The organism is Proteiniphilum sp. UBA1028, from assembly GCF_002316955.1.
In the GTDB taxonomy this organism is placed as follows: Bacteria; Bacteroidota; Bacteroidia; order Bacteroidales; family Dysgonomonadaceae; genus Proteiniphilum.
Genome location: NZ_DCEN01000045.1, coordinates 40,375 through 54,046 on the forward strand (window position 1 = coordinate 40,375; position 13,672 = coordinate 54,046).

Consider the following 13,672-nt stretch of genomic DNA (forward strand, 5'->3'; position numbering starts at 1 on the left):
TCTATAAAACATCTTCACAAACCATTTTTTCCAGATGAGTAGATTTCCCCACAACCACTCCATCCACAAAGATAATGAACCCTTTTCCCTGATGGTAACGATCACCATATTTATCCCACAGGATGGTGATCATCCTGCCGTGATATGGCACATTATCGAGACAAAACCAATTCCAGGTATCCTCCGGCAATAGCGGATTCACGACAAGGGTATTGTCCTCCTGCGGGCGAAGGCCAATCAGTCCCGTGATGATTAGATCGTTAAAGGTTGAATGATTGTAATACCGGCTTCTTTCCTGGTCGCCTTTCAGCCAGTAACCGGTTATCTCATCCTGATATTCACCAATGTAGGGGCGTCCTCTGTGATACTGCGACTCCACATAGCGTTCCATCAACCGAAAATAGGTGCTGTCACTTACTGTGTTTTGAGTATAGTTGTTCATGAAGTTGGCCATGGCGGTCATGGTCTGACTCGTTGCAAAAGGCCATATTGCGCCGTCCCATTCGCATTTGCAACATCCGGCCATACGGAATAAGGGATGACGGCGCTCTGCCGTAGTCAGCCCGTAAGGTGCCAAAAATCCGCTTTCGTCCGAGACCTGTTTCCATGCAACATCGTATTTACCGTTGTCCGGCAGGTTAAAGTACCAGGGAATATATCCGATAGCTTCTCTCACGTTTGCCAGTGAATCGCCTCTGTGTGTTTCAAAAAAGGCATGTTGGTCGTTCCAGAGATTCCCGGTTACCAGTTCTTTTATTGTATCCCTTTTCAACTGATATGTTTTCGCCATTTGCTCATTCTCTGTCAACGAAAATATTTTCGCCAGTGCATCGGCATTTCCATACATGTAACTGTTGATGGTTGGACGTGCATATTTTTTTCTTCTCCCGCCACTGATCGATTCTTCCATTCCATCCTGCACATCTCCCTGCCAGAAAAGTTTATTGGGCAACCGGTGACTCTCCTCCCAACGCTGGTATTCGGCATGCAGATCGGGCAGCAAGTCGACAAGGTAAGTCGTATCTTTGTCGACAAGATAGCGGTTGTAAATAGCATCTGCAGCCCATGAGCTGAAGTTACCGAACTTTCCCATCGGTTTCCCCTCATTTCCCCTGTACCACGCATGGATATACTGATCGAGATATTGAGGGTCACGAAGCCATCGCGATTCATATATATGATGACCAAATGCACAGGCAATCATGTTGTACTTGTCGGCATAAGACCTGTTCACCAGAAACTCAGTCATGACATATCCTATGGGTGTCTCTTTGATGTGTTTCCGCAAAGACCACCAGCGGAAGTAGTAAATCTCTTCAAAGTTCTTCTGGGGGCATTCAAACAGAGGAATGTTTCTTTTCATCCATTCGCCCGATGCATTGTTGGAGATTGCCTGAGCGATGTTTTCATCTTCCATCCGGTTGAAGTAATCGGCATAATGGCTGAAGCTGTCGTAGCGGAGTATCGCCCCCCCTTGTTTTTTATCCAAATCTACTGTCTGAAATCCTCTGATATAATAGGTTACCAGAGGATCCTGTGCACCCGCATTCGGCAGATCCTCAAAATTATCGGCCGGCGTTTCCGGCGATGGGTGCTGACGGATCTCGCCTGTTCTGAAAACAATTCTTTCGATAGAATGAACGGGAGCGAAGAACCTCCTTACTCCCACTCTTTTATCATCTACATAGATTTGTATTTCGTTGTTGGAAGCCGATAATTCCGCCCTTATCTCATACTCTCTATTTGGTTCGAAATGCATCATGTTGGAGAAGCGTGCACCACCTTTGGCACGAAAAAATCCTTCCGGGGTGAACTCCAGTCGGGAACAGGCAATTCCGTTCTCATCCAGGAACTCAATCTGCAGAGTGCCATTCGAAATCTGTTCCGTCATAAATTTGAAGGTGACACCCAGCTCCGCCGTTTTCGGTATCTTTCGTTCTATTTTGGCATAATCGAAAGGATCCTTATCCTTTAGCACCAGCCATGTATGTCCATTTTTCTTTCCGAGTGACACCGGAGCCCATATTGGAGAATAAATGTTCCAATTGCTTAACTCTGCCACGCTCTCTTTGCCGTTCAATTGATCATTTGCATGGGCTGTAGCTTCCAGTCTCACCGGTACAGGGATGCGGGAAACCCACATATCCTCCTTGTTCACGCTGTAGGTAACCCACAAATCGCCATCGGGAGGCGTACCGTTGCCTTCCTGTATGCCACGAACATACTGGGGACCGTATGATTTGTAGTTTCCTCCGTATCGCATGGGAGTAATCTCCCCGTGAACAAGATTTAATGTTTTGTACTCAAGTCCGTCGCTACTAAGCGAAATGGCCAAAGGCCATCTGAACTCTGCAGGATTATAGACCGTTGCATAGGTACCGTCGCTCAACCGCTGTCCCCAAATTTTCGCATTGCTGTTGATAAATCCTTTTGCCCTCTCCACCGGTTCCAGCCATGTTTTTCCACCATCGTTGCTGACAGAGGTCAATGCATGTTTCCACAAGCCCACCACTTTGCTGTCGGGAAGGTGATAGTAAGAAAATGCCTTGTATTGCTTCTTCAGTGGAATCAACGGGTCATTTCTGTCCGACTCCTCCACCCATTGCATCATATAAAGCGGGTTATTCAAAATTTCCCTGCAAGCTTTCACAAATTCCCTGTCTCTGCTTTTTTCAAAATAGGGATAGTGGGTGTTTTCCTCATTGAACTGATGATTGTAGCGAATAAAATAAATTGGACCCAGAGAGCCATCCTTCCTGATCTCGCGCACCACTCTTCCAATTCCGTTTCCGTCGTTGGGATCATCTTTGTCGTCCAATGCAATGCCGTAATACCCCATTGCAATGAGGCGATCCGATGTAGAGACATAAAAACCCACCCTCTGATGCATGATTGCCTGCAGTCCCTTTGCCACATTTTTGTTCTCAGGCTTGGTAAATCCGTCGGGAACATCGTAGGGTGGAAATAACACTACGGGGCCTTTCCAGCTGTATCCATCTTCCGAAGTCATAAGAAATGTCTGCGAGGGAGGTATATGCTCTCCCACTTCGTCGGACAAGTACTCCAGATAATACTTCCCGTTCCAGTATGCCAGCATCGGCTGATGATTATAGGTCCATCCGAACCCGTTTGAAGCATCCGGATGTTCTCTGTTGGCACGCATAACCTGCACATTGTGTACTCCCACAACCGGCGATAGCTGTCCGTCGTGAGAGGCAGGATTGGAAAGCTCACTCCCGGTGTAATATGGCCGATCCTGCGCGTAGGCTTGGACAGGAGCACATATCAACAACACCAATAAATAAAAAAGGGGGATATTTATATTCATAGCGTTATAAGTTTTTTTCATTATGGTGTATGGAATGCTTTTTCAATCCTTCCAGCACCGATGCGGGTACTTTCGTTATCGTACCGTGCTTGTGTCCGGCGGGGACCGTTATCTCACCGTTAACATCCAAAAAATCAATGAAATCGGATGTCCTCATGGCTCCATAAATTTTCTCACGATACATATCAAAATAGATCAGGTAGTCTTCTCCCACTTTGGTTACGGTGGGTCCTTCAATAAACTCACCGGTGAAAGGATCAGACACGTCGCTATACGGTCCGACGGGTGATTTGGCAAAGGCAACCTTCAAATTCCGGTTCGGCCTTGTATTATCCTTCAGCACGAGCACATAATCGTCTGCAGATCTTTTGACGATGGTTGCATCAATCACACTGAAGCCGGGATCAAGAAATAACTTTGTGGGTGAAAAAGTCTCGAAATCTTTTGTTGTCAGGTAATAGAGACGGTGATTGTTATATTCATCCTCCACGCCGTTTTCAAATTTTCCCGGCACACAGGATGCCCACACAACAATATACTGATCATTTACATCGTCATAAAAAATCTCCGGTGCCCATACATTCACCGTTGTGGTGTCCGTCATGGCCGGAATCATCTTTTGCTCCGACCAGTGAATCAGATCTTTCGATTGTGCATGGCCGAAACCCAGATCGCCCTTCCAGCTCGTGGTCCAGACTAAATGATACACATCACCGGGGCCTTTCACAATGGAGGGATCTCGCATCAGCTGTTGTTTGCCGATATCCGGTTTCAGGAATATTCCCGGAATACTGTCCCAATGATATCCATCTTCACTGTATAGATACCGAAGGCCCTCGTTAGCCGGTTCATGAAATGAGGTAAACAGGTAATACTCCCTTTCCTTCGAATTGCATGAAATAAGGAAAAAGAACAAAACAGAGGTAAATAACAAGAGATTATTTTTCATCACGTTACAAATAAAACAAGCACAATTGCTTCTTAAAGACGGGATGTGTACTGTTTTGTACTCAAAGAGCATTGCATAACCATACGCAGTTTGCGTGCGAAAAAAGAGACTCAGTTACAACCAAAATATTCAGGTGTAACCGAGTCCCTTGATTGTTTCCAAAAAAGATTAGATATATGCTTACGCTAAGTATACAAATGATGATCAATATCCCGGATTTTGAGCCACTTTTGTCTGATTCTTATCAATGGCATCCTGAGGAATGGGGCGAAGAAATTTATAATTTCCATCGGCTCCCTTCATATCGGATTCGGACACCCCGTCTTCGTTGTATCTTGTGACATATTCAACCAGCTTGTGGGTTCTCTTCAAGTCGGTCCATCTGACATACTCACCTGCCATCTCACGCGCTCTCTCATCCAATATGAAATCAATATCCATGTCAGATGCCGAAACAGCCATTTCTGTCAAAAAGCCATCTTTGATTGTTCCCGGCCTACTGCGTAACTTGTTGATCATCTGTGAAGCTTCGTTTGGCTTTCCGGCACCTATATACGCCTCTGCAGCAATCAGGTAAGCCTCTCCCAAGCGGGCTACAACCACATCATGCGTACTGCAGGTCGAACTGCGATTCGAGACACTTGTATAATCATCAAACTTCTTTATACACGGGACTCCGAAATCCATATGACGTCTTGCCTCCCATGTTGCAGTGGAGCCATCTCCGGTATTGGGAGCTTCCCCACCCGAAGCCAGCGTTTTTGATATTATGGCATTGGTTTTAATTCCATGAGGATCGTCCGCCTTCCAGGCTGCGATATCTGCGTCTGTCGCCCAGTGTGGTGCATAATAGACCCAAATAGGCGTTGTGGTTGGAGCTGTATAATAATTAAAATAACCATTTTTGCTCTGTTGAAATGTGGGAGCATAGGTTCCGTGTAACTCCAGCATAAATGTCTGCTCCAGACGTCCATCTCCTTTTGAATATTTCTGAAAGAGGTTCAATGCCGGAGACAAATTCCCGTCTATCGACTTATTAAGCTGGTACTCCGAACCTCCAAGATATGCACCGAACTGAGACTGCTGGTAACTACCGTCTGAAGAAGGATTTTCCATTGATGCCGCACTGAATTGAACGGACCAGAATAGCTCTTCATTCTCCTCGTTATCGACACTAAATACATCATCAATTGAAAGAGAAGGACTCTTTCCATCTATAGCCTGAAGAGCGTAGGTGATGGCACTCTGAAAATCAGTAGCCTGTGCAATATTCTCTTCCAGTGACTCATAACCTTGTCCATTCAGGTAAGCACGGGTAAGAAAAGCTTTCGAAGCGAAAAAGGCTGCTGCCCGTTTATTGGCTCTGCCAACACCCGAATCATCCCGTCCTTTCAAACGTGATTCATTGCCTGCCAATGAAGTAAATTCTGATATAATAAACTCATATACCTCTTTGAGACTTGTGCGCTCAAAATTCATCACAGCCCCAGTATACATCTCTTTGGTCAATGGAATTGCTCCAAATTGCTGAACCAGCTGAAAGTAATAAAAAGCACGAATAAAACGGGCCTCGTCTACGTACTGAGCACGCACTGCACTCTCTTCCGTCATGTCACCATAGTAGATGACACTATTGGCCAATTGAATTCCCTGGTAACAGCGGGTATAAAAATTAAGCACGTTACTTTCTGATGGGAGTAGCGATTTATAATAATTCATTACCACTCCCTGCGTTTTGCCATCCCCATAAATATCGGTACCGGCACAGAAAATCAGAGGTTGCATATTATATATGCTACGCAGTGACGAATAGGCACTGTTGGTCAAACTTTCAAATCCAGCCGAAGTTTTGTAAAAATCATCCGACGGAACGTTTGATCTGTTATCCTGATCCAGAAAGTCGGAACACCGGATAAACATCGCTATTAACAAAATAGGGATCAGATATATTTTTTTCATTTTCGATAATTATTAGATTAAAAATGTAAGTTCACACCAATCTGAAATGTTCTGGAACTCGGCCCGCCGGTTCCGTCGTTGATGTTGGCATCCGCCCATTCCGGATCAAACCCTTTATAACTGGTGAACACAAACGGATTCACTACATTCAGGTATAATCTCAATTTGGATAAACCGGTGGATGCTATCCATTTCCGGGGCATCGTATAACCCAACGTGATGTTCTTTATTTTGACGAAGGAATTGTTGACAAAAAACATAGAGTTATTGGTGTCGTTGGTATAAAAAGAACCCTGGCCTGCATTGTTACTTCCTCCTGTGGGAAATGGATATTTTCCATAAAAAGTTTCACTCTGCTGTGCGATATTACCATCTGCCCCTAACACGGGAGCTCCCTCGGGTATGTAATAATCAATGTTTAAATGTTGTGTGCCGCGGCTGCTATAGCTTGCATATGACACCATAAACGGGCTGGCTACCCTGCTACCCTGACTTGCATAGAGGGATGCACCCAGGTCCCAACCTTTGTAGGTAAGATTCGAAAAAACAGCACCTGTCCAGTTTGGAGCATCATGACCGATCACCGTTTTATCATCGGCATTAATTGTACCGTTTCCATCCCTGTCAATTATTTTCATTTCTCCCTCGTAAAATTTCGTTTTCTTCGATGAATCAGCCGCATAAGCAGCCGCTTCCTCTCTTGTTGTTATCCCTCCAAGCTCATAACCGTATACCACGTCGATAGGGTGACCTATAAACCACCAGTTTCCGACTAAATCTTCCTTGCCTCCATTTAATTCCAGTATCTCATTTCGGTTATATGCAAATGTAAAGGAAGTAGTCCAGTTCCAGTCGCGAGTATTCACATTCACAGTCTTCAGTTGCAATTCAACTCCCGAATTTTTCACCTTTCCCACGTTATCCCAAATGGAGCCTGTTGATGATCCTACTTCCAGGGGAGTTTCCAGTTCCATCAACAAATCCTTAGAAATCCTGTTATACAGATCAATACTTCCACTTAAGCGATTTCCCAATAATCCGTAATCAATTCCCACATTAAATTCGTAGGTTTTTTCCCAGGTCAAATCGGCATTACTCAAAGCAGATCCATATCCAATGACCGGATTACCTCCGAAGTTGTAATTGTATTTTACTCCCGCCATAGCCTGAGTTTCGTATGCACCTACCGATGCATTATTACCTGTCAATCCATAGCTTAATCTCAGTTTTAAATTGCTCAACCATCCGGATGTTTGAGACATAAACTTCTCCTCTGAAACTCTCCACGCAAAAGCAGCGGAAGGAAACATGCCCCATCTGGAACCCTTTTGAAATTTGGAACTACCGTCCCAACGACTTGAAAGTGTGGCCAGATACTTGCCCATGTAATCATAATTCAGGCGTGTCACATAGGATAACATCGAATAATGGGTGTAATAACTTCCCTGGGACTGTACTAAACCGGAGCTTAAGTTATACCAATCCACATCGAAAGGCATGTTCGTTACTATGATGTTGTTCCCTTCCATTTTCATGTCGTACACACTAAACAGACCAAGCAGGTTTATGCTATGATCACCCCAGTTGTTAAGATAATTAGCCTGCGTATCCCATGTGTAAGAAAAGAACTCATCTTGAATATTCTCTGCGTAATTGGTTGCCTGGTTTCTTCTGCTTTCCGACTCGGCACCGTAAAACACCCCCCTGTTCATTTTTTTATATGCTGGAGCAAACGAGGTTTTTAAAATCACCTCTTTTACCGGACTGTACTGGAAGTAAAGGTTGGCTGTCACATCATTACTCCTTGTATCATCTTTTGAATTTTCTCTGTCCACAATCGGATTAAAAGTTGAGGTAGGACCTCCTCCGTTCGGATATAAGACAGGATCCTTACCCGGCTGCAAAATAGGCTGTCCATTTTTTTCTCCTTCCCAATAGAAGGCCTTCATGAGGGGTGTCATTGCAAATCCGTTGTTAACTGAATTTCTGGAACCATTACTATGCAATGATGTTGCCATATTGGTTGAAAAACCGGCCAGAATTCGTTCATTAATCTTATGTTCTACAGCGCCTTTTATATTCCAGCGCTCGTAATTATCATATAACACTCCTTTTTCATCCTGATATCCCATTCCGAATCTATACGAAATATTTTTCGCATTTCCGGAAACGTTAACAAAATGATTTTGCTGATGTCCCTCACGGGTAATAAGATCCGGCCAGTCTGTATAATCTTTCTCAAGGTATAACCTCTTTATCACGGCACTATTTGCGCCCCACACGTTTGCTAAATTGGCCTCACTCATAGTCCACGTTGTGCCACCTGTAGCAGGATTCATTTTTGATGAGAGGTAACGTGAAAAACGATACTTCATAAACTGATCACCATCCATGAAATCCGGCATGTTTGCAATGTTCTTAAAACCATAGTAACCATCATAGCTTACCGTTGCTTTTCCCTCCTGGGTTTCCCCCTTCTTTGTTGTTATCATCAAAACACCGTTGGTAGCCCTGGAGCCGTAAATGGCGGTCGAAGATGCATCCTTCAAAACATCGATTTTCTCGATATCCATCGGATTCAGGAAATCCATGTTATCAAAAACAACTCCATCAATCACATAAAGAGGAGAGCCTCCCTGCAACGAACTCTTTCCTCTGATTTGAATACTCATTTCATCTCCTGCTCTGCTTGAAGATTGAGTAATATTTACCCCGGGGATGGAGCCCTGTAAGGCTTCCATGACTGAGGTGGATCCCTTGGCTGTAATATCTTCTGATCTTACACTCCCTACTGCACCGGTTAAATCAGATTTTCTCACAACGCCATAGCCAACCACCACAATCTCGTCCAGAGACCGTGCATCAGATTCCAATATAATATCAATAACTGTTCTGCCATGAACCTGGATTGATTGAGTTGACATTCCAACGTAGCTGATCTGCAAGGTTGCATTTGACGGAACATCGCTTAGGGTAAAATTTCCGTCATAATCACTTACCGTTCCCTTGCTAACATTTTCACGCAAGATAATGGTAGCACCTATAACAGGCTCATTATTTGGATCTCTTACGGTACCGCGTATCGTTATGTTTTGAGATAACAATCCCAGGGTATTCATCAGCAACCCAAACATAAGACAGCATTTTAAAACATAATGTGTAATTTCCCTTTTCATGCTTAATTAATTTAAAAACGGTCGTTCAACAATATTAACAAATATGCTTTCATTTCTTCAAACGCAAGGTTTAACTTAACAATTATATCTATTGACTACGGTATTGTTTAAACAAATGTAAAATAAAGTCAACCTCTCAAACTTATCTAAGTGATATAAAAACTGTGTTTTTTGACATTTCGGACTGTTTCATATTCAAAATGATTACAAAAAACAAACTTTAGCGTCATACGATATAAAACCAAAAATAATTAAAGATTAAATTTTTATAAATAAAAATGTCAGATAAACTTATATCGGTTTCAAGAAATGATGAAGTGTATTATCGATTCATAATATTTATCATCTTATTGTGGGTTCCTCTTTCTGCAAACAGTAAAGAAACGAAGGGGAAACCAGAAGAACCGGTGTCTGGGCCAAAGTATAAAATTGGTGTATGCGACTGGATGATCTTAAAACGTCAGAAGATAGGCTCTTTCAAATTAACAAGTGAACTGGGAGCTGACGGTGTAGAAGTAGACATGGGGGGACTTGGGAACAGAGAACTTTTTGACAACAAGCTAAGAGACTCCCATTTTGTACAGATGTTCGGGGACGAATCCAACAACTATGGCGTGAAAATTGCCTCGATTGCCATGTCGGCTTTTTATGCACAATCATTCGCAGAAAGGGAAAATTATCGGGATCTTATTGCTGACTGTCTGGCGACAATGCAAAATATGGGTGTAAAAACTGCATTTTTGCCCCTGGGTGTGCAGGGTGATTTGCAAAAAAGGCCTGAGATCCGCCAGGAATTGATCAGAAGATTAAAAGTGGCCGGAGATATGGCTGAGGTAGCCGGCGTGATAATTGGGATTGAAACATCGCTGGACGCTGCCTCGGAAATTACGCTGTTAAACGAGATCAATTCGCCTGCCATCAAGATCTATTATAATTTTCAAAACCCGTTGGAAGCCGGCAGGGATATTTACGCAGAACTGAAACTGTTGGGGAAAGAGAGAATTTGTCAGATTCATTGTACTGATACCGATGATGTGACGTTGCCTTACAACAAGAGGCTGGACTTGCATAAAATAAAAAATGTATTGGATGACATGGAGTGGAGTGGTTGGCTGATTGTCGAGAGATCGAGAGATAAAAATGAACCGACTAACGTGAAAAAGAATTTTGGTACGAATATCAAATACTTGAAGACTATATTTCAAAATGAATCAAATGATTTCTAATTTTTTTATCTATGAATTACAAACAAAAGAAAATGAAAACAAATCGTAGATTAAATGTACTAAAAACCTTGTGTGCATTTAGTTTGATTTTCTTTTACATGCCGTTGACCTTTCAGGCGCATGCAACAGAAAAATCGGAAGCCTTGAAAAATGTGGAGCAAGACATTACAGTACAGGGTAAAGTGATCGATGAGAACGGAGAAGGCATTATCGGCGCCTCAATACTCGTTGTAAGAACCAATGGCGGTACAATAACCGATCTGGATGGTAATTTTAGACTATCTGCAAGAAGCGGTGATGAATTAAGGGTGTCGTATGTTGGCTATGAAACACAAACAGTGAAAGTTACCTCAGCCAATATCACAATACAGATGGTATTATCATCAGAGACACTTGACGAAGTTGTGGTTGTAGGTTATGGTACACAGCGGGTAAAAGATTTGACCGGCGCCGCCACCAATGTAAATATGGATGAGATAGCGGAACTTCCGGGAACCTCAATTATCGATGCCTTGGCTGGTCAGGTGGTTGGATTATCGGTATCACAAAGCAGTGGACGTCCTGGAGCAACCGGTTCTTTCCGGGTACGACAGCCCATGAGCTTCGACGGAAGTTCCTCCTTCAATCAGCCGCTAATCGTCATTGACGATGTGGTGCAGGTAGACGAAAATGGTGAGCCGAGTATGACTGCTTTTAATATGCTGAATCACTCTGATATTGAGAGCATGACGGTTCTGAAAGATGCCTCGGCTGCTATTTATGGCTCCAGGGCATCTGCTGGAGTTATCCTGGTGACAACAAAAAGAGGTTCGGTTGGAACACCCAAAATCTCCTATTCAGCAAAACTTGATTTTTCGGATGCGGTAAGCCATATCAAAACAATGAATGCCTATGAGACAGGTGTTTTTACAAACAGAATGTTCAGGCAGATTGATATGATAAATGGGAATACAAATAATGCACCTTATCTGTATTCTGACAGTGAACTCAATGCCATGAAAAATCTGAATCACAACTGGCTTGATGAGGCTTGGAACTCCTCGTTGTCTCAACGTCATTCATTAACTGTGGACGGAGGTACCGATAAAGTAACCTACTTTGCCGGCATGAACTATCAAAACCAAGAGACAAATCTTGGAAGTGTGCAGGACTACGACAAATGGACCTTCCGCACCGGCGGAGACATGAAAGTGATGTCAGGAATGAAATTATCTGCTTCTGTTTCCGGATTTAACACAAAGCGCACAGGAAACAACCCTCAGGCAAAGATATCGTCCGGACCCTGGGGTAGCCAGAGTCCTTCTCAGGATTATCCAATGCTGCGCCATATGCCGGGTTATATCCCGATAGAGGTTGAGCTCCTGGATCCGGTGACCAACCAGATGAAAAACTACTACACTTCCCCATGGGTCGGTCCTCGCTACGTAAACACATCCACTGATGCCAATGTGGGAAGTGGATTTGCAGTCTGGAACTTTTTTGCCAATGAAGCATCTAAATCCAGAAGTTTCCATGAACAAAACGGGTTCAATGCAAACTTTTCACTTACTTATGAACTTCCCTTTATCAAAGGATTATCGGTGAGAGGAACCTATGCGGTAAGTCATACCAATACGTTCAATAATAACGTAGGAGATTACTACATGCTTGCGCGAGCCGGCAACACCGACAAAGAAGGAATGCATTTGATTGGTGATCACACAATCTGGAATTTCATCAACTATGGTGATCCCGAAGGATCGGATATCAGTAAAAAACCCTCAGTATCCTTTGCTAAAAGCACAGTTAAATCTGAACAAATAAATTTCATGCTGATGTATAACCGTACTTTTGGGAAGCATGATGTGTCTGCTACCGGCGTTGTTGAGCGCGGTGAAGCAGAAGGTCATGATGAACAGCAACTGTATAGAGGACCTGGAAGATCTTATAATGGTGTAAGTGCTACTGCAGGTACATTGAGTACGAATGCTAATGACACATACTTTAGAAGATACGAAAGCGGATCTTTGTCCTATGTAGGGAGGGCGAATTATAAATACGACAACCGCTATCTTCTTCAGTTTGTTGTCCGAGCCGATGCTTCCACAAAGTTTGCTCCTGAAAACTACTGGGGAACTTTCCCTACCGCATCTGCAGGATGGGTTATTTCGGAGGAAAACTTCTTTAAGAATAGTAAAATGAGTGCCCTTTTCGATTTCTTAAAACTGAGATATAGTTTGGGAAAAACAGGTAAAGACAACGTGACCGCGTGGAGCTGGCTTCAGCTATACCAGATAAGTCCTACCGGAGGGCTTGGTTTTGGCAGTATAGGCGGACAACCAACCTCGGGCGCAAATATTAGTGGTACTGCAAACAGAAACATAAAATGGGATAGCTCCATCAAACACAACATAGGATTGGATCTTAATATATTATCCAGTCGTTTGGCCATCACTACAGATTACTATTACGACAAAACAAAGGATCTGATTATGCTTATAGCCGACGATGAAGAACCAATCTATATCGGGGCTAAGCTTCCTCCTATCAACTATGGAGAAAAAGATGCATGGGGTTGGGAGTTTTCACTGAGATGGAACGACAAGATTCATCAGTCACTTCTACCTTCGTGGGGGCCAATCAGATATTCAGTTGGAGTAGATTATAGCATTAGTTGGAACAAGACTGTGCTTGGACAACAAGCCACGTTCGATTATCCGGCAGAGGTGAATGAAAAAAGCAGCTGGACCGGTTATCGCGGACCCGATTATCAATGGGGATTCAAAACTTGGAAACAAACGAGTCAGGGAGATGGTATGCTTCGTACACAGGAGGATATCGACAAATACTGGCAGTATCTTACCGACCTGGCAACAGCAGCAGGAACAACTCCCAGCTATCTGGGTGTTACCTCTAAAGAAAAAATGTATCCGGGAATGCTTGCTTATGAAGATATAGCAGGAGATATTGACACGGAAAACCAAACAATTGCAGGCCCGAACGGGGTAATTTCTCGTGATCATGGTGAGGATTATGCCAAACTGGCTAGCAACAG

6 protein-coding genes are annotated in these 13,672 nt (G+C 43.4%); 2 read left to right on the top strand and 4 right to left on the bottom strand.

Annotation, left to right across the window (positions count from 1 at the left end; genetic code table 11):
- Nucleotide 1 precedes the first annotated feature (1 nt).
- The 4 genes from B3Z75_RS07895 to B3Z75_RS07910 all read right to left on the bottom strand — a co-directional run bounded on the left by B3Z75_RS07895 (nucleotide 2) and on the right by B3Z75_RS07910 (nucleotide 9,370).
- Nucleotides 2–3,328 carry an MGH1-like glycoside hydrolase domain-containing protein gene (locus tag B3Z75_RS07895; protein ID WP_294069687.1) on the bottom strand — a complete coding sequence of 1,109 codons (3,327 nt, stop codon included), beginning with the start codon at nucleotides 3,326–3,328 and terminating at the stop codon, nucleotides 2–4.
- A 4-nt stretch (nucleotides 3,329–3,332) separates the two neighbouring features.
- Entirely contained in the window at nucleotides 3,333–4,277 is a 945-nt protein-coding gene (locus B3Z75_RS07900) for a glycoside hydrolase family 43 protein (protein ID WP_294069690.1), read from the bottom strand.
- Nucleotides 4,278–4,481: 204 nt separating this feature from the next.
- The gene (locus B3Z75_RS07905) at nucleotides 4,482–6,236 is read right to left on the bottom strand and encodes a RagB/SusD family nutrient uptake outer membrane protein (protein WP_294069693.1); all 1,755 of its coding nucleotides are present in this window, start codon (nucleotides 6,234–6,236) and stop codon (nucleotides 4,482–4,484) included.
- 17 nt (nucleotides 6,237–6,253) lie between these two features.
- Nucleotides 6,254–9,370 (bottom strand): SusC/RagA family TonB-linked outer membrane protein, encoded by a 3,117-nt coding sequence (locus tag B3Z75_RS07910; protein WP_294069696.1) that lies wholly within the window; start codon nucleotides 9,368–9,370, stop codon nucleotides 6,254–6,256.
- Nucleotides 9,371–9,690: 320 nt separating this feature from the next.
- Between B3Z75_RS07910 and B3Z75_RS07915 the strand changes: the two genes are divergently transcribed.
- Complete coding sequence (locus B3Z75_RS07915) at nucleotides 9,691–10,638, top strand: sugar phosphate isomerase/epimerase family protein (protein WP_294069699.1); 948 nt, start codon at nucleotides 9,691–9,693, stop codon at nucleotides 10,636–10,638.
- Between the two features lie 32 nt (nucleotides 10,639–10,670).
- The coding region (locus B3Z75_RS07920) for a SusC/RagA family TonB-linked outer membrane protein (RefSeq protein WP_294069702.1) at nucleotides 10,671–13,672 on the top strand (3,002 nt) is incomplete at its 3' end.